The sequence below is a fragment of the Lysinimonas soli genome, from assembly GCF_042655435.1.
In the GTDB taxonomy this organism is placed as follows: Bacteria; Actinomycetota; Actinomycetes; order Actinomycetales; family Microbacteriaceae; genus Lysinimonas; species Lysinimonas soli.
The window spans coordinates 779,763-804,182 of sequence record NZ_JBHSMG010000001.1; the positions used below are offsets into that span (position 1 = coordinate 779,763).

The window sequence follows — 24,420 nt, forward strand, 5'->3', positions numbered from 1 at the left end:
GCGCCGCGGGTCGTGTGCCGCGGCGGCCGAGTTGTTGGGCGAAGGGCCGGCCCCGCGAGACCGCGGGGCCGGGACCCTTCTCGTGCCGTCCGTTGGGCGGCGGTGTGATGGTGGCGCCGTACGCTGTGGACGACCCCGCCCGGATGCCCGAGGCATCCGCACGGACCCCACGCTAAGCCCCGGAGGGTGGCGACGCCAGACTCCACCACCGCGTGTTCGCTGTGTGTTCAACAGGTGATTGCCGAGGCCGGCCGGCACCCGCGTTCGGCTCGATCGTCACGATTCATAACGATCCGGCGATGCTGCCGGACCGGCGCGAAGCCGAGCGTTACTCTCGCAGGAAGAACGCGCCAGACCCCCGCCGGCTCGTTGGGTCAGCGTTCGATTCCAGGAGGCGGAGATGTCAGAGGCAGCAGGCGAGGCGGAGCGATCCGGCCCGTCGAGCGCCGTGCGCACCGGGCCGGTTCACACCGGTCGGCTTCGCACGGATGCTGCCCGGCACAGCGCCGTTCCCACGACCGCCGAGACGGCCGCGATCGTCGGCAGCGCCGCCGCCCCGCGCCGACGGGTCGGCCTCTCGGAGCTGAGGGTGTTCCCGCTCGCGATCAGCGGCAAGGTCTTCGGGTGGCGAACGGATCCGGTGACCACCGAGTCGATCCTGGACGTCTACGCGGCCCACGGGGGCAACTTCGTCGACACGGCCGACTCGTACGCCAGCGGGCGGAGCGAGTTCATGATCGGCAACTGGATGCGGGCGCGTCGCAATCGCGACGAGATCATCGTCGCGACCAAGGTCGGCAAGAGTGCGGAGTATCCGGGCGTGACGGCCCCGGCCATCACGGCCGCGGTCGAGGCCTCCCTGCGCCGGCTGCGCACGGACCGTCTCGATCTGCTCTACCTGCACATCGACGACCCCGAGGTGGCCTTCGAAGAAACGCTGCTCGCGGTCGACGAGCTGATCCGGGCCGGCAAGGTGCGCTACTTCGGGGGATCGGATCACACCGGCAACCGCCTGTTCGAGGCCCGGATCGCCTCGGCCCAGCTCGGCGTCGCGCCGATGGTCGCCCTGCAGAACCGTTACAACCTGATGGACCGCCGCGGCTACGAGGGTGAACTCGAGCACATCGCCGACCGGATCGGTCTCGGGGTGATGCCGCGTTTCGCGCTGGCGAACGGATTCCTGACCGGGCGCTACCGCGGCAAGGCCGATCTCGTACACGCTCAGCGCGCGGCGGATGTCGCCGGCTACCTGACGCGCCGAGGATTCAAGGTGCTCGCCGCTCTCGACCGGATCGCGGCCGCCCACGATGCCGCGGTGCCGACGATCGCCCTCGCCTGGCTGCTGAGCAAGCCGAACGTCGTCGCTCCCGTGGCCTCGGCGAGCAGCCCCGACCAGGTGTTCGATCTGGTCGCAGCCGCCGAAGTGCGTCTCACCCGCCACGAGCTCACCCTGCTCGACCGCGTGAGCGAATCGCGTCGCTGACGCGCGGTCCACTCCGCGGGCGCCGCCGCTAGTTGACGCCGGGGATGACCAGCCAGTGCTGGGCGAGCACGATCCAGATGGCGATGATCACGATCGCCGCGACGGTGATGGTGACGCCCGACCGACGGGTCGATCCGCGCAGCACGAGCTGCAGAACGAGCACGACCAGGGTCACGACGGCGAGCACGAGCGGGCCGAACGGGATCGCGGTGACGAAGAAGGCGAGCAGGAACAGCGCGGCGACGATGATCTGGATGACGGCGAGGATCGCCGTGCCACGTCCGCGAACCCGGATGATGCCGTCGATGAGCGCGAGCGCCCCACCGGCCAATGCGATGAGGAGGAGCCAGGAGAGCGTGATCATGAGGGTGATCCTTTCAGGTGGCTGAGGCGCGAGGCCCAAGGCGTCGCCCGGAGCGGCGCCGAACGTCACCCTCCCACAGATCGGGCTCCGGCGGGAACCGGATTCAGCGGTGCGCGTCGGCGAGGGCGCGATCGAAGGCGCGCGCGAGCGCCGCGCTCGCTGCGACCGGATCGCCCGCATAGCCGCCGGCCATCGCCCCGTCGCGCGCCAGCATCAGATCGTCGGCGGCGTCGCCGGCGAGCGGGTGGCCGACGGCGCGGAGCAACTGCTCGAGCACGGCGACGTACCAATCGCGGTGGGCGACCACGGCCCGGCGCACGGGGTGATCGGGGTCGAAGAATTCGGATGCGGCGTTGATGAACGGGCAGCCCCGGAAGTCCGGGGAGGAGATCGCGGTCGTGATCCCGGCCTGCACCGCCCGCAGCACCTCCTCGGGATCGTCGTGGCGCTCGACGAGATCGGCGAGTTCGTCGACAGCCACACGGTGGCGGTGATCGACGTAGTCGACGATCAGCCGGTCCTTCGATCCGTAGTGCTTGTAGAAGGTCGCCTTCGTGACGCTCGAGGCGCTGATCAGGCGGTCGACTCCGACCGCGCGGATCCCTTCGTCGTAGAAGAGCAGATCGGCGGTCTCGAGAATCCGCAGCTTCGCGGGGGCGAGGGCGCGCGGCGGTGCCGGTCGATCGATCTCGATCATGGTGGTCATCGTGTCCTCGGGGTGGGGGGTGAGGGGATGTGCGCCGTGACCGCCTGGGGGGAGACGGTCACGGCAGCACGGGCGCGAGTTCGGGCAACTCGCGAACAGCGACGCCGACCGAGATCGGCGCCGCAGGACGCGGGGGGACGTCCTGCTCTGGGATGCTGCTCCGGTCTAGGGTCCGAATCGCCATCCCGCAGAGCGAGCGTAGCACAAGAGGACAGACAGACTTGTCTGTTTGTCGGCATGGCTGTCCCCCAATTTGAGTGACAGGGATCGGACGGCCCGGCGCGAGGAGGATGACGTAGGCTCGATGAGATGAACGGCGCGGTGAATCTCCCGCTCGACTTGGGCGAGCTTCGTGTCACCGCATCCGGGGGCTCCCTTCTGCGCCGCAGCGTTCTGCCGAGCGGCGTCAGGATCCTGAGCGAGCAGGTGCCGGGATCGCAGAGCGCGACGGTCGGCTTCTGGGTCGCGGTCGGCTCGCGGGACGAGCAGCCCGAGACCTACGGCTCGACGCACTTCCTGGAGCATCTGCTGTTCAAGGGGACGCCCGAGCGCACTGCGCTCGACATCGCGGTCTCGTTCGACGCCGTCGGCGGCGAGCACAACGCGATGACGGCGAAGGAGTACACCTGCTACTACGCCAAGGTGCGCGACATCGATCTGCCGATGGCCGTCGCGGTGCTCGCCGACATGTTCACGTCCTCCGTGCTCGAGTCGACCGAGTTCGAGAGCGAGCGAGGGGTCATCCTCGAAGAGCTCGCCATGGCCGATGACGACCCCTCGGACGTCGTGAGCGAGCGCCTCTTCGAAGCCGTCTTCGGAGCGCACCCGCTGGCCCGTCCGATCGGCGGCAGTCCCGCCTCGATCGGCGCCGTCGGGCGCGACGCCGTCTGGGAGCACTACCGCGCGAACTACCGGCCCCAGGACCTGGTGGTGACCGTTGCGGGCGCCGTCGACCACGACGAACTCGTCGCCGGGATCACCGCGGCGCTCGGCACCGCGGGCTGGGATCTCTCGATCGCGGGGGCCCCCGTCGAACGCCGGCACGCGGCATCCGCGTTGATCGAGCGGGGGAGCGCTCGCACGATCGTCGACCGGCCGACCGAGCAGGCGAACCTGCTCCTCGGCGTGCAGGGGCTGGCCGCCTCCGACGAGCGCAGACCCGTCATCACGATCCTCAACTCCGTGCTCGGTGGAGGGATGTCGTCGCGACTCTTCCAGGAGGTGCGCGAGAAGCGCGGTCTGGCGTACTCCGTGTACTCCTTCGCCGCCGGATACTCCGACACGGGCATCATGGGGCTGTACGCCGGATGCTCGCCGAAGCGGGCCGCGGATGTGGCCGAACTCATGCTCGGCGAGTTCCGCCGCCTGGCCGCCGACGGTATCACCGACGAGGAACTCGACCGTGCCCGCGGTCAACTCGGGGGCAGCTCCGCCCTCGCGCTCGAGGACTCGGATGCCCGCATGACCCGGCTCGGTCGCAGCGAGCTCACCTTCGGAGAGTTCTCCGATCTCGACGAGACCCTCCGCCGTCTGGCGGCCGTCACGACGACCCAGGTGCAGGAGCTCGCCGCCGAGCTGGTGGCCCGTCCGCTCTCGGTGGCGGCTGTCGGCTCCCTCGACGAATCCATCTTCGACGGGCTCGACGACGAGCCCGCCGCGGCCTGAACCCCGAAACCACTGAAGGTCTCCGCATGTCGCGTTACCTCTACCTCGTGCGTCACGGTGAGCAGCAGGACGCCCAGTACGGGCTGCCGGACGGCCCTCTGAGCCCCCGCGGCGTGCGGCAGGCGAAGGCGATCGCGGAGCGGCTCGGCGGCGTGCCGTTCACGGGCGCCTGGACCTCTCCGCTGCAGCGCGCCCAGGAGACCGCCCGCATCATGACGGATCGGCTGCCGGCACTCGAACCGGAGCCCTCGGCCCTGCTGATGGACTGCGTCCCCTCCGGTCCCGGCGTCGACATGCCGCATGCGTTCGAGCCGTTCTTCGGCGGGGTCACCGAAGAGGAGATCGAAGCGGGACGCGCCCAGATGGCCGATGCGATCGCCGAGTGGATGACGCCCTCACGTGAGGACCGTCACGACCTGCTGATCACCCACAACTTCGTCATCGGGTGGTTCGTGCGCGAGACCTTCGGTTCGTCGGACTGGCGCTGGCTGGGAGTCAGCCAAGCCAACTGCGGTCTGACCATCATCCGGGTGCGGTCGGCGAAGCCCCCCGTGCTCGTGACGCACAACGATCTGGGGCACCTGCCCCCCGAGCTGCGCACGGGACTGCCGGTCGAGCAGCCGTACTGAGCGCTGGAGCTGGGAGCGGAGGCCATTTCTGGCCTCCGCCGCGACGCCAGCTCCGATGCCCGTCTCGGGCGTCGGCCGTCACAGCACTTGATCGTCATCGGTGTCGAAGCCCAGGCGCTTGGCGAACCAGTTCGTCGCGTTCGGGTTGTCGTTGTACGGCGGCACGTCGGCGTAACCGCTGGAGCGGTACAGGCCCTGGGCCGCCTCGAGGCTCGCGTTCGTGTCGAGCACGATCTCGCGGGCGCCGAGGCCGACGGCGCGCGCCTCCAGCTCGGCGAGCAGTTCGCGACCCCAGCCCCGGCCGCGAGCGCGGTCGCGCAGGTAGAGGTGCTTGATCTCGGCGCGATGGGGATCCAGCAGCCGCACCCCTCCGCATCCGACCGGCCCGTATTCGTCGTCGACGACGAGGAAGACGCCGGCGGGCGGCGTGAACTGCGCCGGATCCGGGAACACCGTGCGATACGCGCCCAGACCCTCGGGAAAGTCCGCGGTCCGCATCGAGAAGTAGTCGGTCAGCAGCTCGTGCGCGTCGTCGTCGGCGGGGGAGGCGGGGCGGTACACCGGCATGGATTCAGGCTAGCTCCCGGCCCGCGCGCGCGTGACTACGCTGGAGGGATGGTGACTTCGTCCGGGCCGTCGTGGGTGTCCTCCTCGATCACCTCGGTGGCGATCGTCGGCGCGAGTGGACGGATGGGGCGGCTCGCCACGCGCCTCATCGACGACAGCGACGACCTGCGGGTGCACATCGGGATCGGCTCGTCCGACCCGATCGAGCTGATCGAGGGCGCCGACCTCGTGCTCGACCTCACGGTTCCGGCCGTGTCGCAGGAGGTCGTCGGCGCGGCCCTGGACCGCGGCATCCCGGTGCTCGTCGGAACCTCGGGGTGGACGGCCGAGCGGATCGCCGTGCTGGCGCGCCGCATGGTCGGGCTGCCCGAGCTCGGCGTCATCATCGTGCCGAACTTCTCGCTCGGCTCGGTGCTCGCGACCCTCGCGTCGACCATGCTGGCGCCCTACTTCGACTCGATCGAGATCGTCGAGGCTCATCACGAGGGCAAGGTCGACTCGCCCTCGGGCACCGCGATCCGGACCGCCGAGCTGATCGGCGCCGCCCGGGCCGACGCCGGCCCCGTCGCCGCCCCGCACGCCGACCAGCGGGCCCGCGGGCAGCAGGTGGCGAGCGTCCCGATCCACAGCCTGCGGATGAGCGGGCTGCTGGCGCAGCAGGACGTGATCTTCGGAGGCGTGGGGGAGACGGTGCGGATCAGCCACGAGACCTTCAGCGACGACTCCTACGCCGCCGGGTTGCTGCTCGGGCTGCGGGCCGCGCCGGGCGCCCGCGGGGTCGTCGTCGGCCTGGACAAGCTCCTGGAGCTGAACCGCTCGTGAGGGTGCGCATCGCCGTCATCGTGATGGCAGGTCTGCTCGCGCTGTACCTCCTGTTCGCGGTGCGTTACGGCCTCATCCTCATCGGGGCCGGCGAGCCGCTCGCGGTCGCGATCGGCGTCGCCCTGCTGATCCTGCCGCTCGTCGGCGCGTGGGCGATGGTCAGCGAGATCCTCTTCGCGGTGCGCGCCGAACGGCTGGCCCGCCGGCTCGAGGCGGAGGGCGGCTTGCCGAGCGAGGAGGTCCCGGTCAGCCCGAGCGGGCGGGTCGACCGCGCCGCCGCCGACGCCCTGTTCCCGCAGTACCAGGCGGCCGTCGACGCCGACCCCGAGAACTGGCGCGCCTGGTATCGGCTTGCGCTCGCCTACGACGCCAGCGGCGACCGCCGGCGGGCGCGCTGGGCGACCCGCACCGCGATCAGGCTGGCGTGAAGACGGCGTCGATCGCGTCCTCGACGCGTCGATGCCGCCACTCGAATCCGTCGTCGCGCAGCTTGACGGGCTCGACCTTGGCGCTGTCCAGCAGCAGGCGCTCGCCGGCCTCGCCGAGCAGCTTCACGGCCGCCTCGGGCACGCGGAGCAGGTAGGGCCGCCGCATCCGGCGCGCGAAGCCGCGCGTGATCCGATCGCTCGTCGCAAGCGTCGGCCCGGTCAGATTCACCGGTCCGCTGAGCTTCGAGCGCAGCAGGTGCCGGATCGCGGCAGCCTCGTCGTGCAGGCTGATCCACGGCCAGTACTGGCCCCCGGTCGCGAACCGCGAACCCAGCCCGGCCGCCGTGAGCATGCGTACGGGAGCGAGCCCGCCACCGCGCGCCACCACGACGGCGGAGCGCAGGTGCACGACCCGGGTCTTCGCCGGCGCGAGCCGGGCCGCGGCCTCCCAATCGGTCACCAGCTCGGGGAAGAACCCTTCGCCGGCGCTCGACGCCTCGGTGAGGCGCTCGCCGGGACGGTCGCCGTAGAAGCCGACGGCGGATCCGCTCAGGAACACGGCGGGCGGGGTCGACACCTGGTTCATCGCCTCGGCCAGCGCCTGGGTGGGCTGCACCCGGGAGTCGCGCAGCACGCGACGGTACGCCGGCGTCCAGGGGATGCGCGCGACGGTCGCCCCCGACAGATTGACCACCGCATCGACCTCGCCGAGGATGCGGAAGTCCATCGTGCGGGCGCTCGGCGCCCAGTTGATCTCGTCGTCGGCGATCGGCCTGCGGCGCACGAGCTTGAGCACCTCGTGGCCGTCGTCGCGCAGCTGGCGGGTGAGTTCGGTGCCGATGAGTCCGGACGCGCCGGAGATGAGGACGCGCAGCGCCCCGCGAGTGGCCACCGTCAGGCCAGGTTCGCCTCGAGGGTGATCTTGACGCCCGCGAGGGCTTTGGAGACCGGGCAGTTCTCCTTGGCGCCCTCGGCGAACGCCTGGAACTCATCCTCGGTGATGCCGGGGATCTTCGCGCTGACCAGCAGATGACTGCCCGTGATGCCGTCGCCGGGCTGGAACGTGACGGCGGCGGTGACCTGCAGGCTCTCGGGGGCATGGCCCGCCTTGCCGAGTTCGTTCGAGAGGGCCATCGAGTAGCACGCGGAGTGGGCCGCGCCGAGCAGTTCCTCGGGGTTGGTCAGGCCGGCGACGCCTTCCGAGCGCGCCTGCCACGACACGGGGAACTCCGCCGCGTCGCTCGAGTCGAGGGATGTCGTTCCGGATCCGGTGACGAGATCGCCGAACCACAGGGTCGTTGCTTCGCTGGTGAGGGCCATGGCCCAACTCTATGTCGGGCTAGGCGGCTGTGGCGGAACCGTGTCGGCCGACGATGCCGAGACGCACGAGCAGCAGGTAGATCTGGCATCCGAGGCAGTAGCCGAACACCGAGTTCAGGAACGCCGCGATGAAGGCCGCCGCCGCCGCGACCGGGACCGCCGCGGGCACGCCGAGCAGCTCCAGCAGCACACCGACGAGCGCGATCACGAACCCGACACCCTGTGCGAAGGTCGGCGGCGCCGGATTCTCCAGCTCGTTCGGCGGGGCCAGGCGCGGTCGGATCAGGGCCTTGAACAGCAGGCCGTACGGATGCCGCGCGATGCCCGCGAAGGCACCCCAGGCGAACAGGGCCGTGATCGCGACGAACAGCAGAAGGGCCGCGAGACCCGTTCCCAGAAGCGACAGGGCGATCACGATGAGCAGCAGCACGGCCGTGATGCCGGCGCCGAATCGGGGACCCCGCGGATCGATGGCCGCCTTGGCGCTCATGCGGCCAGCACCGGGCCCGCCAGAACGCGGTCGAGTTCGGCGACGAGCAGCTCGCGCCGCACCGCTCCGCCGATACGGGCGCGGACCGCACCGGTGCCGTCGAGGATGAGCGTCGTCGGGGTCTGCATCACCCGGAAGCGGGCGGCCAGCTCCGGACGCTCCGCGACATCGAGATCGATGTGAGCCACGGAGTCGGTGGCGCGTGCGATGTCGCCCAGCACCCGCGCGGTGGCGACGCACGGGGTGCAGACCTCGCTCGAGAACTGCAGCAGGGTCGCGCGGCCGCCGAGCGCGACGCCGCGGATGTCGACGGCCCCGTCGATGCCCGGGGAACGGTGGTTCGCGATCCGCACGCGTCCGCTCAGAGAGCGCTGCAGCACCCCGATGACCGTGGCCGCGAGCACGAGGCTCGCCAGCACGATGACGACGGTTCCGATCTGCATGACGTCACGATAGCCAGGCCTCAGCGCGTCGCGGCCGAGTGTGACGGACTATGACTATCGTGAAGGCCGTGCCTTCCGCCGATGCCTCCGCCGACGCCCTTGCTCCCGAGATCACGTTCCGGTCGGACATGACCGTCGAGCTGGTGCGGTCGAGCGCCAACGACTCCGACGTGCTGTTCGCGGCTCGCGTGTCGACGCAGGGCGAGCAGACCCTGCAGAAGGCCGCCGCGGGCACCGAGGCCTCCGATCGCGACCGTGGCCTGATCAACTTCCTGATGCGCGATCGCCACGGCTCGCCGTTCGAGCACAACTCGATGACCTTCTACGTGCAGGCCCCGATCTTCGTGTTCCGCGAGTTCATGCGTCACCGGATCGCCTCGTACAACGAAGAGAGCGGCCGGTACCGCGAGCTCAACGCCGTGTTCTACGTGCCCGGTCCCGAGCGCCGCCTCATCCAGCAGGGCAAGCCGGGCGCCTACGAGTTCGTCGAGGGCACTCCCGAGCAGACCGAGCTCGCGGTGACGGAGGGGCGCCGGATCGCGACCGCCGCGTACGAGTCCTACCAGCGGATGCTGGACGCCGGCATCGCCCGTGAGGTCGCCCGCACGGTGCTCCCGCTGTCGCTGTACTCGTCGATGTACGTGACGATGAACGCCCGTTCCCTGATGAACTTCCTGTCCCTGCGCACCAAGCGCGACGACGCACACTTCCCGTCGTTCCCCCAGCGCGAGATCGAGATGGTCGCCGAGCTGATGGAGACGGCATGGGCCGAGCTCATGCCCCTGACCTACGCCGCCTTCGAGGCGAACGGCCGCGTCGCGCCATAACGCGTGGCGGCGAGCGGAAAGCTCCCAGCGGCCGGGGGAGAGCGCGGCCCCCGTCGGGCCGGTAGCCTGGAGCGCGTGTCGACGCCAGAGAATCCCTTCGGACAGGTGCTCGTCGCGCTCGTGACCCCGTTCACGGCCGACGGCGAAGTGCATTGGGGTGACGTCGAGAAGCACATCGACGACGTCATCACCGCCGGGGCCGACGGCATCGTCGTCACCGGGACCACGGGCGAGACCAGCACCCTCACCGACCCCGAGAAGATCAAGCTCGTCGAGGTCGCCAAGTCGGTCGCCAACGGCCGCGCCAAGGTCATCACGGGCGGCGGATCCAACGAGACGGCGCACGCCATCGAGCTGTACAAGCACAGCGAGAAGGCCGGTGCCGACGGCGTCATGATCGTGACGCCCTACTACAACAAGCCCACCCAGGCGGGTGTGCTCACCCACTTCCGGATGATCGCCGATGCGACGAACCTGCCGGTGATCCTCTACGACATCCCCGGGCGTACCGGCATCGAGATCGCCTACGAGACGATCCTCCGCGCCGCCAAGCACCCCAACATCCGGGCGGTCAAGGATGCCAAGGGCAACCTCAGCGAGGTCAGCCGGGTGCTCAACAACACCGACCTGATCTACTTCGCGGGCGACGACGCCATGACGCTGCCGACCCTCGCGATCGGCGGCACCGGCGTCATCGGCGTCACGGCCAACATCGCGGCCGCGCCCTATCGCGCGATCATCGACGCGGTCAATCGCAACGACCTCGCCACGGCGACGGCCGAGCACAAGGCGCTCGAACCGCTCGTCCGCGCCGTCATGACGCACGTGCCCGGCACCGTGGCCGCGAAGTACATCCTGCACGGCCTCGGGCGCATCTCGAGCCCGCGCGTGCGCCTCCCGCTGGTCGGCCCGGAAGAGTCCGAGGCCGCCCTCATCGAAGACGAGCTCGCGCTCGTCGGCGACATTCCCGGAGTCGACTTCTCCAACTTCCGTCCCGACCGCAATGCCGCCGCCGGCGGAGCGTTGCCGAAGGTCGCGGGCACCACGCGCTGAATCGGCGCAGCAAGGACCACATGCCAGGCACCGACGTCTTCGATCCGCCAGCCCTTTCGTCGGGGGCACTCCGCGTGACCCCCCTCGGCGGGCTCGCCGAGATCGGCCGCAACATGACCGTCTACGAGTTCGACGGGCAGCTTCTCATCGTCGACGCCGGCGTGCTCTTCCCCGAGGAGCACCAGCCGGGCGTCGACCTGATCCTCCCCGACTTCACGCCGATCCGCGATCGGCTCGGCGACATCCTCGGCGTGGTGCTCACGCACGGTCACGAGGACCACATCGGGGCGGTCCCGTACCTGCTCAAGCTGCGCCAGGACATCCCGCTGATCGGATCGCAGCTGACCCTCGCCCTCGTCGAGGCGAAGCTCAAGGAGCATCGGATCACGCCGTACTCGCTCACGGTGAAAGAGGGGCAGGTCGAGAAGCTCGGCTCGTTCGAGCTGGAGTTCATCGCGGTCAACCACTCGATCCCCGACGCGCTCGCCGTCGCCATCCGCACCCCCGCCGGGCTCGTGCTGCACACCGGCGACTTCAAGATGGACCAGCTCCCGCTCGACGGGCGCATCACCGATCTGCGCGCCTTCGCGCGGCTCGGCGAGGAGGGCGTCGATCTCTTCCTGCCGGATTCGACCAACGCCGACGTGCCGGGGTTCACGGCGCTCGAGCGCGACATCGGTCCGGTGATCGAGAGCGTGATCGCCAAGGCGAAGCGCCGCGTCATCGTCGCGAGCTTCTCGAGCCACGTGCACCGCGTGCAGCAGGTGCTGGATGCCGCCGCCGCCAACGGCCGCCAGGTCGCCCTGGTCGGGCGCTCGATGGTGCGCAACATGGGGATCGCGGCCGAGCTCGGCTACCTGAGGGTTCCCGACGGCGTGCTCATCGAGCTCAAGAAGGCGCTCGAGCTGCCCGACGACCGGATCGTGTACATGAGCACCGGATCCCAGGGCGAGCCGATGGCGGTGCTCGCGCGCATGGCCAACCAGGAGCACCAGATCGAGGTCGCCGAGGGCGACACGGTGATCCTGGCATCCAGCCTGATCCCCGGGAACGAGAACGCGGTCTACCGCGTCATCAACGGCCTCACCAAGCTCGGCGCGAAGGTCGTGCACAAGGGCAACGCCAAGGTGCACGTCTCGGGTCACGCGGCCGCCGGCGAGCTGCTCTACTGCTACAACATCATCAAGCCGAAGAACGTCATGCCGGTGCACGGCGAGTACCGTCACCTGACGGCGAGCGCGGCGCTGGCGATCGAGACCGGCGTGCCCGAGCAGAACACCGTCATCGGCGAGAACGGCATCGTCGTCGACCTGCAGAACGGCATCGCCCGCGTCGTCGGGCAGCTCGACCTCGGCTACGTCTACGTCGACGGGTCGACGGTCGGCGAGATCACCGAGGCCGACCTGAAGGACCGCCGCATCCTCGCCGAGGAGGGCTTCATCTCGATCTTCGTGGCGATCGATGTGCAGACCGGGCGGGTGATCGTGGGGCCCGAGATCCAAGCCCGTGGTTTCGCCGAAGACGAATCCGTCTTCGACGACGTGCTGCCGCAGGTGGTCAAGGCCCTCAGCGACGCCGCGCGCAACGGAACGAGCGACACCCAGGGGTTCAGCCAGGTGGTGCGCCGCACGGTCGGACGCTGGGTCAACACCCAGCACCGTCGTCGCCCGATGATCATCCCGGTGGTGATCGAGGCGTAGCTCACGACTTCGGTCGGGATCTCACCCGAAAGGATGATCCGCGAGGCTCACTCGTCTTCCTAAGATGAGCGGGTGTCCATTTCACGCAAGTGGGTCTTCCCCATCCTCCGCCTCGTGATCCTCGCCGTGATCGCCGCCGCCCTCGTGAAGCTCGCCTTCCTCGGGGGCTTCGGCGGCGGTGCCTCGGATGCCGCCGTGCCCACCGGCGCGGTGAGCGATCCGACCATCCAGGTCGAGGAGGGCAGCATCGCCAACGATGTGGTGCTCGACGCCACGATCGAGGCGGACCCTGCCGTACCGGTGCGCGCGACGCTCGACGGCGTGGTCCGAAAGGTCATGGTCAGCGCCGGGCAGGCGGTCGCGCCCACGACGCCGGTTCTGACGATCCGCTCCGAGACCCCCAACCCCGACGGCACGACCTCGATCCGCACGATCACGGTCACCGCGGGAGCCGCCGGCACCCTGTCGGCCCTGCCGGTGCTCGTCGGACAGACCGTGTCGATCGGCGACGCGATCGCCCAGGTCGCACCCTCGTCGTTCAGCGTCGCCGCCTCCATCCCGGCGGCGCAGCAGTACCGACTGCTCAACAAACCCACCGACGGCAGCACGGCGATCACGGGGGGCCCGGCTCCATTCACCTGCACGGGGCTCACGATCTCGACGCCGCTCGCCGGCGCGGACGCGACCACCACGGGCGGCTCCGCCGGCTCCGGACCCGGCACCGGCGGGGCGACGGGATCGTCGGGGGGAACGGCGACCGTGCGCTGCGCGGTTCCGGCCGGCGTGACCGTCTTCGCGGGACTCGCGGCGAAGCTCACGATCGACGGAGGCAAGGCCGAGAACGTGCTGGTCGTGCCGACCACGGCGGTCGACGGCGCGGCGGGCAGCGGCACGGTCTACCTGCCGGGTGTGGGCGGGGCCTCGCCCGCGAAGCAGGCGGTGACGCTCGGACTCACCGACGGCGTCAGGGTGCAGATCACGGGCGGGCTCAAGAAGGGCGACACGATCCTGCAGTTCGTGCCGGGGGCACCCGCCCCCGGCCCCACGGACGGCGCGGTCGTCATGGGCGGGGTCGGCGGCTGATGCCGCTGCTCGCGCTCGAAGGCGTCACCCGCACGATCGAGATCGCGGATGCCGACTCCCTGCAGATCCTGCGCGGCGTCGATCTCGAGGTCGAGGTCGGCGATCACGTCAGCATCGTCGGACGCTCCGGCAGCGGAAAGTCGACCCTGCTCAACATCCTCGGCCTGCTGGACGAGCCCACCACCGGGCGCCTGGTGTTCGACGACATCCCGCTCGAACGGATGCGCGCGGGCGAGCGGGACCGTCGGCGCGGACGCGACGTCGGCTTCATCTTCCAGCAGTTCAACCTGCTGCCGGGTCGGACGGCGCTCGACAACGTGCTCACCCCGCTGCTCTACGCGACGGGTCGCGGCTTCTGGCGCCGTCGCGCGATCGCGGCCGACATGCTCGGCCGGGTCGGCCTCGGCGATCGGCTCGAGGCCCTTCCCTCGCAGCTCTCGGGCGGCGAGCAGCAGCGCGTCGCGATCGCGCGGGCGCTCGTGCGCGGACCTCGGTTGATCCTCGCCGACGAGCCGACGGGAGCCCTCGACGTCGACACCGGCGCGAGCGTGATGGCGCTGCTCGACGAGGTCGCGGAGGGGTCGGGGGCCGCCCTCATCACCATCACCCACGATGTCAACGTGGCGGCTCTTGCTCGACGCCACTACCGGCTCGACGCGGGGGTGCTGACCCCCGTGGTCGCGGGCGGCCCCTCGGCGTCGCACTCCAACCCCGTCGACGCGAGGGAAGCGATCCGATGAACCTCATCACGGGCCTGTTCGGCGCGATCGTCGAGGCCTGGTCGGAACTGCGCGTGCACCGCACCCGAGTGCTTCTGAGCCTGATCGGAGTCGCCGTCGCGGTGGCCGCCATCACCGGCGTCGTCGCGGTCGGAGGCGTGCTGGAGCAGGCGCAGACCGAGTCCTCCGAGCGGTACGGGGGGCGGCCGGCGCTGTTGTCGGTGAATGTCTCCGACTCGACGGGATCGCGCACACCCGACGCCGCTGCGCTGGATGCGGCGTACGGCCGCCTCGCGGACCGCTACGACATCCGCTACCGCTCGCGCGTGCTGCAGGGGCCGCAGCTGTCTCTGAACTCACCGCGTGGAGTCGTGCAGGCGAGTGTGCTCGCGGTGGATCCCGACTACGCGACCATGCATCGGCTGCGCCCGACGACGGGACGGATGCCCGATGCCTCGGATGAGGACCACCTCGCCCCTTCGGTCGTCATCGACGTCAACACCTGGCAGCTGCTCGGCTCGCCGGCGCTGACGAGTCACCCCACGGTGACGATCGCGGGCGCCCAGCCGGTCACGGCGGTCGTCGTCGGCATCCAACGCGCCGACTGCGACCAGTGCTTCTCGGTCACGATGCTCTACGACCAGTACCAGCGGATCGCCTCGTCGACGTCCCCGGCCCAGGGCATCGTGCCCACGTGGGAGGCCTGGGTTCCGCCGGAGGACTCCGCGGCACTGCGCGAGCGCATCGGCACCGATGTCTCGGCCGAGGTCGGCAGCGGGTGGAACGTGAGAGTCGACCGCACCGACTACCAATCCGGCGGCGGAGGCGATCAGCTGCTCGGGGTCAAGCTCGCGGTCGGCGGGATCGCCGGCCTCGTGCTGCTGCTCGGCGCCCTCGGACTGCTCAACATCTCGCTGGTCACGGTGCGCTATCGCATCCGCGAGATCGGCATCCGCCGCAGCTTCGGTGCGACGGCCGGGCGGGTGTTCTTCTCCGTGATGATGGAGAGCGTGGTCGCAACCGTCGTCGCCGGCTTCATCGGGGTCGTGGTCGCGGTCGTCGCGCTCAAGAATCCGTTGAGCGCCTCGCTCGTCGCCCGCGCGGTGCAGGACGTGCCGCCGTTCCCCGTGTCGGCGGCGATCCTCGGCCTCGTGGTCTCGACGATCGTCGGCGCGCTCGCGGGGTTGCTGCCCGCGATCGTGGCCGTGCGGGTCAAGCCGATCGACGCGATCCGGTACTGAGCCGCCGTCGGCGTTGCGCCCGCCCCGGGCACCCGTCATGGCGCGCGTGGTGCGAAATGGCGCCTCGCCGCTCGATGAAGCGCCATTTCGTACCACTCGCGCCGTGCCCGCGCGCGCCTTCGTGGCGAGACCACCCCTCGCCGGTACCGTGACGGCATGGCCACCAGCACCCGGTCGTCGTCTCCGCGCGCCCGCACCAGCAGCTCTCGTGGATCGACCGCGCGCGGCCGGGCGCGCAGCCCCCAAGCGACCAAGAAGCTGCCGGCCAACAAGGTCGTGCCCAGCGACGAGCCGGGTCTGCTGAGCAGCGCATGGCTCGGTCTCGCCCACATCGTCGGGGGCGCCGCCCGGCTGTTCGGCCGCGAGACGCTCGCCAAGGACGAGCGCCGTGACGGGGTGCCGTTCTTCTTCGTCCTGCTCGCCGTCATCGGCGCCGTCGTCGAGTGGTTCAATCCCAGCAACGAGGTCGCGATCGCCCTCGACGCGTACACCTTCGGCGGGCTGTTCGGACGGGTCGCCTTCGCACTGCCGGTCATCCTGCTGGTGTTCGCGGTGTGGCTGTTCCGGCATCCGGCGTCGGTGCACGACAACACGCGGATCGGCATCGGCCTCGCCCTGCTGCTCACGACCATCAGTGGGCTGAGTCACGTCTTCGGCGGGCATCCGCAGCCCTCGCAGGGGGCCGTCGCGCTCGCGCACGGCGGTGGGGTGGTCGGCTGGATCGTGGGCCAGCCGTTCATCCAGGTGCACGCCGATTGGCTCGCCGTCGTCGTGATCGGCGGATTCCTGCTGCTCTCGTTGTTCATCATCACCAAGACGCCGCCCAACAAGGTCGGCTGGCGGCTGCGCGAGCTGTACGCCTACCTGTTCGGCGCCCAGGCGCCGGAGCCCCGCGTGCGGCCGGCCGACTCGACCGACTCGCAGGAATTCGGCTCGCTGAGCGACCTCGGCCTCGAGCTCGACGACCCGGCATCGATGCCGTGGTGGCGTCGCGGCAAGACCAAGAGCGCCGAGCCCGCGTTCGACACGCCGGTCGTCGGCGCCGATCAGCCGACCGAGATCATCGACCACACCAAGAGCGAGTTCGACATCGAGCTGCTCGAAGAGCTCGTGCGCGCCGAGGATGCCGTGAAGCGCTTCACGGGCGAGGTCGAGACGGGTGCGACCAGCATCCGCGAAGACGCACCCTCCGCCCTTCCGGGATTCGGCAGCGCGGGGGAGCGGGGCGCGGCCGGCGAGTTCGACTCCGTCGCGCCGGTGGCACCGAACGCGCGGGCGAGCAGCCCGGCGCGGCGGCCGTACCGTCTGCCCGCGGCATCCGTGCTGTCGGCGGGCACGCCGCCCAAGGCCAAGACGCCGGCCAACGACGAGGCGATCGCGGCCATCACGAGCGTCATGAGTCAGTTCCAGGTGGATGCCCGCGTCACGGGCTTCAGCCGCGGCCCGAGCGTGACGCGCTACGAGATCGAACTCGGGCACGGCGTGAAGGTCGAGCGCGTCACGGCGCTGGCCAAGAACATCGCCTACGCGGTCGCCTCGAACGAGGTCAACATCCTGTCGCCGATCCCGGGCAAGAGCGCGATCGGCATCGAGATCCCGAACAAGGATCGCGAGATCGTCTCGCTCGGCGACGTGCTGCGCTCGGGGGCGGCGTCGAAGAGCGTGCATCCCATGACGATCGGGCTCGGCAAGGACGTCGAGGGCGGCTTCGTCGTCGCGAACATGGCGAAGATGCCCCACCTGCTCGTGGCCGGCGCGACCGGCTCGGGAAAGTCGAGCTTCATCAACTCGATGATCACGAGCGTGCTGATGCGCGCCAAGCCCGCCGAGGTGCGCATGGTGCTGATCGACCCGAAGCGGGTCGAGCTGGCCGCCTACCAGGGCGTACCGCACCTCATCACGCCCATCATCACGAACCCCAAGAAGGCCGCCGAAGCGCTGCAGTGGGTCGTGAAGGAGATGGACATGCGGTACGACGACCTCGCGTCGTTCGGGTTCCGCCACATCGACGACTTCAACCGCGCCGTGCTCGCCGACGAGATCGTGCTGCCGGCGGGATCCGAGCGGCGGCTTCAGCCGTACCCGTACCTGCTCGTCGTCGTCGACGAGCTCGCCGACCTCATGATGGTCGCCCCGCGCGACGTCGAGGACTCGATCGTGCGCATCACCCAGCTGGCGCGCGCCTCGGGCATCCACCTCGTGCTCGCCACCCAGCGTCCGAGTGTGGACGTCGTCACGGGCCTCATCAAAGCCAACGTGCCCAGCCGCCTGGCCTTCGCGGTGTCGAGCATGACCGACAGCCGCGTCATCCTGGATCAGCCCGGCGCCGACAAGCTCATCGGCCAGGGCGACGGCCTGTTCCTGCCGATGGGCGCGTCGAAGGCGATCCGGGTGCAGGGCGCCTGGGTCACCGAGGATGAGATCGCCGCGGTCGTGAAGCACGTGACCGATCAGGCGCGACCGGAGTACCGCGAGGATGTCGCGGCCGTGATCGAGAAGCGCGAGGTCGACGGCGACATCGGCGACGATCTCGACGTGCTGCTGCAGGCCGCCGAGCTCATCATCGGCACGCAGTTCGGCTCGACCTCGATGCTGCAGCGCAAGCTGCGGGTCGGTTTCGCCAAGGCCGGTCGGCTGATGGACCTGCTCGAGTCCCGCGAGATCGTCGGGCCGAGCGAGGGGTCCAAGGCGCGCGACGTACTGGTGACCCCCGAGCAGCTCCCCGAGGTGCTCGCGCGCCTGCGGGGCGGCGACGACCCCGCCGGTGCCGGTGCGCCCCGGCCGTCCGCTCCGTCGGGTTCCCCCCAGTCCGCGGGGCAGCAGGCTGGAGGTTTGGCCAGCGATCCCGTTGCCGACATGACGAGCGGATATCCTGAGGAGGAGGGCTCCTCGGACGAGGACGCCTGGCGGCTGACCGGCAGGGAGTAGCGCATGGCGGTCCCCGAGCCGGACGAGAGCCGGCCGCGGCCAGGCCAGCCGACAGCAGGGCCGACGACCCCGTCCGGGCGCGTCAATCCCATGCGCGGTCGGGTCGTCTCGACGGGCGAGACGCCGGCCAGCGCCGGCAACATCGCCAACATCGTCACGGTCATCCGCATCCTGCTCGCTCCCGTCTTCATCTGGCTGCTGCTCGACGACGCGGGGCACGACGGGTACGTCCGCTACATCGCGGCGGTGTTGTTCGTGCTGGCGATCACGACCGACTCGGTCGACGGGCTGCTGGCCCGCCAGCGCAATCTGGTCACCGACCTCGGCAAGCTGATCGACCCGATCGCCGACAAGGTGCTGACCGGCGGCGCCCTGGTCGGGCTGTCGATCCTCGGGGAGATCCCGTGGTGGATCACGGTCGTCATCCTGGTGCGCGAGATCGGCATCACGGTGTTCCGTTTCATCGCCCTGCGCGACCGGGTGATCGCCGCATCCTGGCTCGGCAAGGTCAAGACGGTCGTGCAGGCCGTCGCGATCTCGTTCGCGCTGTTCCCGCTCTGGCAGTTCCTCGGGGCCTGGGTCAACTGGGTCAACGCCGTGCTGATCGTGCTGGCGGTCGTGCTCACCGTGGGGAGCGGGATCGAGTACCTCTGGCAGGCATGGCGGCTGGGCCGGGTGCGGCGGGTCGAGGCGCCCGAGTGACGGCGCCGTCGGTTACCGGGGCATCGGTCGCGCAGCGGGTGATCGCCGAGTTGACGGCACGCCGGATGACGATCGCCGTCGCCGAATCGCTGACCGGCGGCCTCCTGGTCGCCGAGTTGGTGTCGGTGCCGGGAGCGTCGGCCGTGCTGCGCGGCGGAGTCGTGGCGTACGCGACCGACCTCAAGTCGAGCCTGCTCGGCGTCGACGCCGAGCTCCTCGCCCGGACCGGCCCGATCGACGCCGAGGTGGCCCGGCAGATGGCCGAGGGGGTTCGCTGGCGGCTCGGCCGGGACGGGGTGCCCGCCGACATCGGTCTGGCCACGACGGGCGTCGCCGGTCCGGATCTGCAGGACGGCCACGCGCCGGGCGAGGTGTGGATCGGACTCGCGGTCGGCGACACCGTGGAGGCGTACGGCCTCAGCTTGGGGGGTGACCGAGCGGGCATCCGGTCGGCTACTGTCGCGGCATCACTGCAACGCGTGCTGGATCGCCTCGCGGAATAGCGGGCGTTTCGATCTCGTTACATGTGGTGTCGTCACAGGGAACTCCGTGGTGGCACGATTTAGAGTTTGCGTATCGATCGGGGTAGTGTGAGCGCCCCGGTCGGAGACACCGATCCGATTGGTCGGAGTGAGAAGGAGGACACCATGGTTCTGGTACGTCAGGAAATCGGCGATGTTCTCCGTGACTTCCGCCTGCAGAAGGCGATGACCCTGCGTCAGGTGGCGAGCCGCGCGAGCGTGGCACTCGGCTACCTGAGCGAGGTGGAGCGCGGCCAGAAGGAGGCGAGCTCCGAGATCTTGGCGTCGGTCGCCGACGCCCTCGACACCCCGATCTCGACGATCATGCGCGAAGTGGGCGACCGCCTCGCGTTGATCGAGGGCGTGACGAGCGTTCCAGACACGCTTCCGGATGAGTTGGTCGCGGAGTTCGACGCGGATCTCGCGGTCCGTTAGTCGTTCGATTTCCACGAAGGCCCCGGCTCACGCCGGGGCCTTCGTCGTCGTGCCGTCCCTCCTGCCGCCGTCCGGTCTGTCGAGCGCTGCGGCATCTCTCCGCGCGGTCACGAGAATGGCGCGCGCTCGTGATGCCGTGGCGTGGCCGGTCGGTCGGCGTGACGCGTTCGGGCGGGGGAGGATGGTCGCATGAAGCTCTCGGAGTTCGAACGCGCGATCGCCGACGAGTTCGGCGCGCACGGCCGGGTGCTGCGACGCGACACCGTCGTGGTCGCCCTGGGCAATCGGACGCCGGATGAGGCGCTCGCCGCCGGCGTGCCCGCCCGCGAGGTGTGGTTCGCGTTGTGCGCGGCGCAGGAGGTCCCGCCGGATCGTTGGCACGGCGCGGGTCGCCCGAAGCCACCGCGCGGCTGAGCCGGCCGGCAGCGCGAGCTCGGTTCGACACGCCGCGTGCCTCTCGAACATCCGTTCGGATGTGGGTAGTCTCCTCAACAAGGTCGTTCGAAGACGAGTTGTGCACGAGATGCCCGTCGGTCCGGAGAAATGTCGGGCCTCGGGCATAGCGTCGCAACTACCGAGCAACACCAGCCCTGTCGTGAAAGCGCAGACCTTGCTTCATCGGTCCGCACCGAAACGGCAGCCTATGGGCGCATCACCACGGCAGCTCCGCCACCCGGCGGCGGCCGACGACAACGAAGGAGACGGGCCATGCCCTCACCAGCAGACCGCGAGAAAGCCCTCGAGACGGCACTCGCTCAGATCGACCGCCAGTTCGGCAAAGGTTCCGTCATGCGCCTCGGCAGTGACGAGCGGGCTCCGGTCGCCGTCATTCCCACCGGCTCCATCGCCTTGGATGTCGCGCTCGGCATCGGCGGGCTGCCGCGCGGCCGCATCGTCGAGATCTACGGTCCCGAGTCCTCGGGCAAGACCACGCTCACGCTGCACGCGATCGCCAACGCGCAGAAGGGCGGCGGCATCGCCGCCTTCATCGATGCGGAGCACGCTCTCGACCCGGAGTACGCCAAGAAGCTCGGGGTCGACATCGACTCGCTGCTGGTGTCGCAGCCCGACACGGGGGAGCAGGCCCTCGAGATCGCCGACATGCTCGTGCGGTCCGGCTCGATCGACCTGATCGTCATCGACTCGGTGGCGGCACTCGTTCCGCGCGCCGAGATCGAGGGCGAGATGGGCGACACGCACGTCGGATTGCAGGCCCGCCTGATGTCCCAGGCGCTGCGCAAGCTTACCGGCGGGCTCAGCCAGACCGGCACCACGATGATCTTCATCAACCAGCTTCGCGAGAAGGTCGGCGTGTTCTTCGGCAGCCCCGAGACCACCTCGGGCGGCAAGGCGCTCAAGTTCTACGCTTCGGTGCGCCTCGATATCCGCCGCATCGAGACGCTGAAGGACGGTACGGATGCCGTGGGCAACCGCACGCGGGTCAAGGTCGTCAAGAACAAGATGGCGCCGCCCTTCAAGCAGGCGGAGTTCGACATCCTCTACGGCACGGGCATCTCCCGCGAGGGCAGCCTGATCGATTACGGGGTCGAGCACGAGATCGTGCGCAAGTCGGGCGCCTGGTACACCTACGACGGCGACCAGCTCGGCCAGGGCAAGGAGAACGCCCGCAACTTCCTGCTCGAGAACCCCGCGACAGCGACCGAGATCGAGAACAAGATCCTGGTCAAGCTCGGAATCGGTGAGATCGGCAAGGCGGCTGCGGCGGCTGCAGCCGCTGCGGCGGCGGTCGCGCCCGTCGACCTCGCAACAGGTGGTCGCCCGCCGGCCGGTCGCACCGCGGCTGCCAAGGGCGGCCCGGCCAAGGCGGCTGCGGGGCAGTCCTTCCCGGAGTCGATCGACGACGAGCTCGTGGCCCGAATGGCCTCGGGCGAATAGTCGAGCGACAGCGATGAACGTGGAACGGTCCGGCGGCGCCCGAGCGGGTGCCGCACGAGGCGACGGCCTCGCCCCGGTGACGTACCTGCCGGGGGTGCAGCCCCCGGCGCCGTCGGACCCGCCCACGACCGAGTTGCCGACCCTCGCGAGCGTGTTCGGCGAGCTGGAATCGCAGATCGCGACCACCCTGGCCGAGCGTCGAGCCGCGGATGAGTATCGGGAGTCGCCCGAGGCTCGCGCCGACGCCAAGGCCAAGGAGCGCGCCGAGCGCGTCTCGATGCACGCTCTCACCCGCCGCGGCATGTCCAAGCGGGAGGTCGAACGCAGCCTTCGGGCGCGCGAACTCGACGACGAGACGGTCGCGTCGGAGCTCGACCGTTTGGAGGGCGTCGGCCTGATCGACGACATGGCGCTCGCGCAGAACCTGGTGGGCATCCTGCAGGAGCGCAAGGGTCTCGGTCGCTCGGCTGTCGCGGCGGAGCTCACCCGACGCCTGCTCGCCCCGGCCGCGATCGAGTACGCGCTCGATCTCATCGAGACGAGCGACGAGCTCGGCCGGGCCAAAGAGATCGCCGTGAAGCGGGCGGGGCAGTTGCGCTCCTACGATCGCGAGACGGCCCTCCGTCGATTGAGTGCTTTTCTCGCGAGGCGGGGGTACTCCGGGTCGACGATCCGCTCGGCGGTGGAGCACGCTCTTCCGGCGACGCCGACGAGCACGGTCCGCTTCCGTTGAGTCCAGCTGGATCGGGGGTCGATGGTGGCAGCCCCGTCGGCCCGACGACCGCGGTCGCGCCGACGTAGGCTTGGGGGATCATGACCCTCCCGGACTCCCGCTCCGAGACCGGCGGCGCCGCTGAGGCCCCCCGTACCTACGAGGTGCGCACCTTCGGATGCCAGATGAACGTGCACGACTCCGAGCGGCTGAGCGGATCGCTCGAGGCGGCCGGCTACGTCCGCGCCGACGGCACTCCAGCCGACATCGTCGTGATCAACACGTGCGCCGTGCGCGAGAACGCCGACAACAAGCTCTACGGAACCCTCGGGCACCTGGCCAGCATCAAACGGGAGCACGAGGGGATGCAGATCGCCGTCGGCGGCTGCCTCGCCCAGAAGGACAAAGACGTCATCCTCCAGAAGGCGCCGTGGGTCGACGTCGTGTTCGGTACTCACAACATGGGTTCGCTGCCGGTGCTGCTGGAGCGATCACGCCACAACGGCGAGGCGCAGCTCGAGATCCTCGAATCCCTCGAGGTCTTCCCCTCGACGCTGCCGACGCGGCGCGAGTCGACGCACAGCGGCTGGGTGTCCATCTCGGTCGGGTGCAACAACACCTGCACCTTCTGCATCGTGCCCGCGCTGCGCGGCAAGGAGAAGGACCGGCGCCCCGGCGACATCCTGAGCGAGATCGAGCTGCTCGTCGCCGACGGCGCGATCGAGGTCACTCTGCTGGGCCAGAACGTCAACTCCTACGGTGTCGAGTTCGGCGATCGCCTCGCCTTCGGCAAGCTGCTGCGTGCCGCGGGCTCGATCGAGGGGCTCGAGCGGGTGCGCTTCACGAGTCCGCATCCTGCCGCCTTCACCGACGACGTGATCGACGCCATGGCCGAGACCCCCAACGTCATGCCGCAGCTGCACATGCCGCTGCAGTCCGGCTCCGACCGCATTCTCAAGGCGATGCGACGCTCCTACCGCTCCGAGAAGTTCCTCGGCATCCTCGAGCGCGTGCGGGCGCGCATTCCGAACGCCGCGATCACGACCGACATCATCGTGGGGTTCCCGGGGGAGACGGAGGACGACTTTGCCGACACGCTCCGCGTCGTCGAAGAGGCGCGCTTCGCGTCGGCCTACACCTTCCAGTACTCGATCCGGCCCGGGACGCCCGCGGCGACCCTCCCGGACCAGGTGCCGAAGTCGGTCGTGCAGGAGCGCTACGAGCGACTCACCGAGCTGCAGGAGCGCATCTCGGGCGAAGAGAACGCCGCACTCGTCGGCACGTCGATCGAGGTGCTCGTCTCGTCGGTCGAGGGACGTCGCGACGGCAGCAACGCCCGGATGTCGGGTCGCGCCGAAGACAACCGTCTCGTCCACTTCGACGTGCCGGCGGGAAGCGCGCTGCCCCGTCCGGGAGACGTCGTCAGCGTCGTGGTGACCCGGTCCGCGCCGCACTTCCTCATCGCGGCGCCGGCGGGTGACGTGCTCCCGGTGCGACGCACCCGTGCGGGTGACGCCTTCGACCGCGCCGAGGCGGAGTCGTGCGCGATCCCGTCGCACGGCTCGGCCCTCACCGCTGCGGGCGGCGGATCGGGCACGACGGTGAACATCGGCCTTCCGACGCGACGGCCCGGTGGAGCGTAACCCGGGAGCCGGTTCCGACCTCCGCGGCGCTCGTGGCGCGGGC

26 protein-coding genes are annotated in these 24,420 nt (G+C 70.0%); 19 read left to right on the plus strand and 7 right to left on the minus strand.

All coding sequences use genetic code 11. From position 1 onward, the window contains the following. The first annotated feature begins 400 nt into the window (after window positions 1-400). Window positions 401-1,483, plus strand: coding sequence for an aldo/keto reductase (locus tag ACFPJ4_RS03740; RefSeq protein WP_386738947.1), 1,083 nt, complete (start codon window positions 401-403; stop codon window positions 1,481-1,483). Window positions 1,484-1,511: 28 nt separating this feature from the next. Here ACFPJ4_RS03740 and ACFPJ4_RS03745 read toward each other — a convergent pair whose 3' ends face one another. Further along, entirely contained in the window at window positions 1,512-1,847 is a 336-nt protein-coding gene (locus ACFPJ4_RS03745; protein ID WP_386738948.1) for a hypothetical protein, read from the minus strand. A 103-nt stretch (window positions 1,848-1,950) separates the two neighbouring features. Continuing rightward, complete coding sequence (locus ACFPJ4_RS03750) at window positions 1,951-2,544, minus strand: TetR/AcrR family transcriptional regulator (protein WP_386738949.1); 594 nt, start codon at window positions 2,542-2,544, stop codon at window positions 1,951-1,953. 318 nt (window positions 2,545-2,862) lie between these two features. On the opposite strand from ACFPJ4_RS03750, the gene ACFPJ4_RS03755 reads away from it, so the two are divergent. Beyond that, a complete protein-coding gene (locus ACFPJ4_RS03755; RefSeq protein WP_386738950.1) occupies window positions 2,863-4,218 on the plus strand; it encodes a M16 family metallopeptidase in 1,356 nt (451 codons plus the stop codon). A 26-nt stretch (window positions 4,219-4,244) separates the two neighbouring features. Beyond that, window positions 4,245-4,847 carry a histidine phosphatase family protein gene (locus tag ACFPJ4_RS03760; RefSeq protein WP_386738951.1) on the plus strand — a complete coding sequence of 201 codons (603 nt, stop codon included), beginning with the start codon at window positions 4,245-4,247 and terminating at the stop codon, window positions 4,845-4,847. A 78-nt stretch (window positions 4,848-4,925) separates the two neighbouring features. Here the strand turns inward: ACFPJ4_RS03760 and ACFPJ4_RS03765 are convergent, their stop codons facing one another. Further along, window positions 4,926-5,414, minus strand: a complete 489-nt coding sequence (locus ACFPJ4_RS03765; RefSeq protein WP_386738952.1) for a GNAT family N-acetyltransferase — start codon at window positions 5,412-5,414, stop codon at window positions 4,926-4,928. A 48-nt stretch (window positions 5,415-5,462) separates the two neighbouring features. On the opposite strand from ACFPJ4_RS03765, the gene dapB reads away from it, so the two are divergent. Continuing rightward, window positions 5,463-6,236 carry a 4-hydroxy-tetrahydrodipicolinate reductase gene (gene dapB, locus ACFPJ4_RS03770; protein ID WP_386738953.1) on the plus strand — a complete coding sequence of 258 codons (774 nt, stop codon included), beginning with the start codon at window positions 5,463-5,465 and terminating at the stop codon, window positions 6,234-6,236. After that, a complete protein-coding gene (locus ACFPJ4_RS03775; protein ID WP_386738954.1) occupies window positions 6,233-6,664 on the plus strand; it encodes a tetratricopeptide repeat protein in 432 nt (143 codons plus the stop codon). Before dapB ends, ACFPJ4_RS03775 begins: the two co-directional genes overlap by 4 nt. Here the strand turns inward: ACFPJ4_RS03775 and ACFPJ4_RS03780 are convergent. Genes ACFPJ4_RS03780 through ACFPJ4_RS03795 form a run of 4 tightly spaced genes read right to left on the minus strand, consistent with a single transcriptional unit; the run spans window position 6,651 to window position 8,917 of the window. After that, a complete protein-coding gene (locus ACFPJ4_RS03780; protein ID WP_386738955.1) occupies window positions 6,651-7,556 on the minus strand; it encodes a TIGR01777 family oxidoreductase in 906 nt (301 codons plus the stop codon). The two genes, ACFPJ4_RS03775 and ACFPJ4_RS03780, sit on opposite strands and share 14 nt — an antisense overlap. Window positions 7,557-7,558: 2 nt before the next feature. Continuing rightward, window positions 7,559-7,984 (minus strand): OsmC family protein, encoded by a 426-nt coding sequence (locus ACFPJ4_RS03785; RefSeq protein ID WP_386738956.1) that lies wholly within the window; start codon window positions 7,982-7,984, stop codon window positions 7,559-7,561. Between the two features lie 19 nt (window positions 7,985-8,003). Continuing rightward, window positions 8,004-8,474 (minus strand): DUF4395 domain-containing protein, encoded by a 471-nt coding sequence (locus tag ACFPJ4_RS03790; protein WP_386738957.1) that lies wholly within the window; start codon window positions 8,472-8,474, stop codon window positions 8,004-8,006. Continuing rightward, the gene (locus tag ACFPJ4_RS03795) at window positions 8,471-8,917 is read right to left on the minus strand and encodes a TlpA family protein disulfide reductase (RefSeq protein ID WP_386738958.1); all 447 of its coding nucleotides are present in this window, start codon (window positions 8,915-8,917) and stop codon (window positions 8,471-8,473) included. Before ACFPJ4_RS03795 ends, ACFPJ4_RS03790 begins: the two co-directional genes overlap by 4 nt. Before the next feature lie 128 nt (window positions 8,918-9,045). Here ACFPJ4_RS03795 and thyX point away from each other — a divergent pair, with 128 nt between their 5' ends. The 14 genes from thyX to miaB all read left to right on the plus strand — a co-directional run bounded on the left by thyX (window position 9,046) and on the right by miaB (window position 24,377). Then, window positions 9,046-9,744 carry an FAD-dependent thymidylate synthase gene (gene thyX / locus ACFPJ4_RS03800; protein ID WP_386739765.1) on the plus strand — a complete coding sequence of 233 codons (699 nt, stop codon included), beginning with the start codon at window positions 9,046-9,048 and terminating at the stop codon, window positions 9,742-9,744. A 75-nt stretch (window positions 9,745-9,819) separates the two neighbouring features. After that, complete coding sequence (dapA, locus tag ACFPJ4_RS03805) at window positions 9,820-10,797, plus strand: 4-hydroxy-tetrahydrodipicolinate synthase (RefSeq protein WP_386738959.1); 978 nt, start codon at window positions 9,820-9,822, stop codon at window positions 10,795-10,797. Window positions 10,798-10,817: 20 nt separating this feature from the next. Continuing rightward, entirely contained in the window at window positions 10,818-12,497 is a 1,680-nt protein-coding gene (locus tag ACFPJ4_RS03810) for a ribonuclease J (protein ID WP_386738960.1), read from the plus strand. 72 nt (window positions 12,498-12,569) lie between these two features. Next, window positions 12,570-13,580: an efflux RND transporter periplasmic adaptor subunit gene (locus ACFPJ4_RS03815; RefSeq protein WP_386738961.1), complete on the plus strand. Its 1,011-nt coding sequence runs from the start codon at window positions 12,570-12,572 to the stop codon at window positions 13,578-13,580. Next, window positions 13,580-14,320, plus strand: a complete 741-nt coding sequence (locus ACFPJ4_RS03820) for an ABC transporter ATP-binding protein (protein ID WP_386738962.1) — start codon at window positions 13,580-13,582, stop codon at window positions 14,318-14,320. The genes ACFPJ4_RS03815 and ACFPJ4_RS03820 overlap by 1 nt, the downstream gene beginning before the upstream one ends. Beyond that, a complete protein-coding gene (locus tag ACFPJ4_RS03825) occupies window positions 14,317-15,540 on the plus strand; it encodes an ABC transporter permease (protein ID WP_386738963.1) in 1,224 nt (407 codons plus the stop codon). The genes ACFPJ4_RS03820 and ACFPJ4_RS03825 overlap by 4 nt, the downstream gene beginning before the upstream one ends. Window positions 15,541-15,696: 156 nt before the next feature. Beyond that, the gene (locus ACFPJ4_RS03830) at window positions 15,697-18,468 is read left to right on the plus strand and encodes a DNA translocase FtsK (RefSeq protein ID WP_386738964.1); all 2,772 of its coding nucleotides are present in this window, start codon (window positions 15,697-15,699) and stop codon (window positions 18,466-18,468) included. A 90-nt stretch (window positions 18,469-18,558) separates the two neighbouring features. Beyond that, the gene (gene pgsA, locus ACFPJ4_RS03835) at window positions 18,559-19,170 is read left to right on the plus strand and encodes a CDP-diacylglycerol--glycerol-3-phosphate 3-phosphatidyltransferase (RefSeq protein ID WP_386739766.1); all 612 of its coding nucleotides are present in this window, start codon (window positions 18,559-18,561) and stop codon (window positions 19,168-19,170) included. Next, entirely contained in the window at window positions 19,167-19,673 is a 507-nt protein-coding gene (locus ACFPJ4_RS03840) for a CinA family protein (protein WP_386738965.1), read from the plus strand. The genes pgsA and ACFPJ4_RS03840 overlap by 4 nt, the downstream gene beginning before the upstream one ends. Window positions 19,674-19,817: 144 nt before the next feature. Continuing rightward, window positions 19,818-20,126, plus strand: a complete 309-nt coding sequence (locus ACFPJ4_RS03845) for a helix-turn-helix domain-containing protein (RefSeq protein ID WP_386738966.1) — start codon at window positions 19,818-19,820, stop codon at window positions 20,124-20,126. Window positions 20,127-20,315: 189 nt separating this feature from the next. Next, on the plus strand, window positions 20,316-20,540 hold the full coding sequence (locus tag ACFPJ4_RS03850; RefSeq protein WP_386738967.1) for a DUF3046 domain-containing protein: 225 nt from the start codon (window positions 20,316-20,318) through the stop codon (window positions 20,538-20,540). Window positions 20,541-20,834: 294 nt separating this feature from the next. Continuing rightward, window positions 20,835-22,022: a recombinase RecA gene (gene recA / locus ACFPJ4_RS03855; protein WP_386738968.1), complete on the plus strand. Its 1,188-nt coding sequence runs from the start codon at window positions 20,835-20,837 to the stop codon at window positions 22,020-22,022. Between the two features lie 13 nt (window positions 22,023-22,035). Beyond that, window positions 22,036-22,755 (plus strand): regulatory protein RecX, encoded by a 720-nt coding sequence (locus tag ACFPJ4_RS03860; RefSeq protein ID WP_386738969.1) that lies wholly within the window; start codon window positions 22,036-22,038, stop codon window positions 22,753-22,755. Between the two features lie 80 nt (window positions 22,756-22,835). Next, window positions 22,836-24,377, plus strand: a complete 1,542-nt coding sequence (gene miaB / locus ACFPJ4_RS03865; RefSeq protein WP_386738970.1) for a tRNA (N6-isopentenyl adenosine(37)-C2)-methylthiotransferase MiaB — start codon at window positions 22,836-22,838, stop codon at window positions 24,375-24,377. Window positions 24,378-24,420: the final 43 nt, after the last annotated feature.

Bases quoted from the DNA above. Each gene is read 5' to 3' on its own strand.
- ACFPJ4_RS03755 (WP_386738950.1), top strand. From the start codon at position 2,863: ATGAACGGCGCGGTGAATCTCCCGCTCGACTTGGGCGAGCTTCGTGTC.
- ACFPJ4_RS03810 (WP_386738960.1), top strand. From the start codon at position 10,818: ATGCCAGGCACCGACGTCTTCGATCCGCCAGCCCTTTCGTCGGGGGCA.
- ACFPJ4_RS03845 (WP_386738966.1), top strand. From the start codon at position 19,818: ATGGTTCTGGTACGTCAGGAAATCGGCGATGTTCTCCGTGACTTCCGC.
- miaB (WP_386738970.1), top strand. From the start codon at position 22,836: ATGACCCTCCCGGACTCCCGCTCCGAGACCGGCGGCGCCGCTGAGGCC.
- ACFPJ4_RS03750 (WP_386738949.1), bottom strand. From the start codon at position 2,544: ATGATCGAGATCGATCGACCGGCACCGCCGCGCGCCCTCGCCCCCGCG.
- ACFPJ4_RS03765 (WP_386738952.1), bottom strand. From the start codon at position 5,414: ATGCCGGTGTACCGCCCCGCCTCCCCCGCCGACGACGACGCGCACGAG.
- thyX (WP_386739765.1), top strand. From the start codon at position 9,046: ATGACCGTCGAGCTGGTGCGGTCGAGCGCCAACGACTCCGACGTGCTG.
- ACFPJ4_RS03790 (WP_386738957.1), bottom strand. From the start codon at position 8,474: ATGAGCGCCAAGGCGGCCATCGATCCGCGGGGTCCCCGATTCGGCGCC.
- ACFPJ4_RS03820 (WP_386738962.1), top strand. From the start codon at position 13,580: ATGCCGCTGCTCGCGCTCGAAGGCGTCACCCGCACGATCGAGATCGCG.
- ACFPJ4_RS03785 (WP_386738956.1), bottom strand. From the start codon at position 7,984: ATGGCCCTCACCAGCGAAGCAACGACCCTGTGGTTCGGCGATCTCGTC.
- ACFPJ4_RS03760 (WP_386738951.1), top strand. From the start codon at position 4,245: ATGTCGCGTTACCTCTACCTCGTGCGTCACGGTGAGCAGCAGGACGCC.
- ACFPJ4_RS03795 (WP_386738958.1), bottom strand. From the start codon at position 8,917: ATGCAGATCGGAACCGTCGTCATCGTGCTGGCGAGCCTCGTGCTCGCG.
- dapB (WP_386738953.1), top strand. From the start codon at position 5,463: ATGGTGACTTCGTCCGGGCCGTCGTGGGTGTCCTCCTCGATCACCTCG.
- pgsA (WP_386739766.1), top strand. From the start codon at position 18,559: ATGCGCGGTCGGGTCGTCTCGACGGGCGAGACGCCGGCCAGCGCCGGC.
- recA (WP_386738968.1), top strand. From the start codon at position 20,835: ATGCCCTCACCAGCAGACCGCGAGAAAGCCCTCGAGACGGCACTCGCT.
- ACFPJ4_RS03825 (WP_386738963.1), top strand. From the start codon at position 14,317: ATGAACCTCATCACGGGCCTGTTCGGCGCGATCGTCGAGGCCTGGTCG.
- ACFPJ4_RS03860 (WP_386738969.1), top strand. From the start codon at position 22,036: ATGAACGTGGAACGGTCCGGCGGCGCCCGAGCGGGTGCCGCACGAGGC.
- ACFPJ4_RS03830 (WP_386738964.1), top strand. From the start codon at position 15,697: ATGGCCACCAGCACCCGGTCGTCGTCTCCGCGCGCCCGCACCAGCAGC.
- ACFPJ4_RS03740 (WP_386738947.1), top strand. From the start codon at position 401: ATGTCAGAGGCAGCAGGCGAGGCGGAGCGATCCGGCCCGTCGAGCGCC.
- ACFPJ4_RS03745 (WP_386738948.1), bottom strand. From the start codon at position 1,847: ATGATCACGCTCTCCTGGCTCCTCCTCATCGCATTGGCCGGTGGGGCG.
- ACFPJ4_RS03850 (WP_386738967.1), top strand. From the start codon at position 20,316: ATGAAGCTCTCGGAGTTCGAACGCGCGATCGCCGACGAGTTCGGCGCG.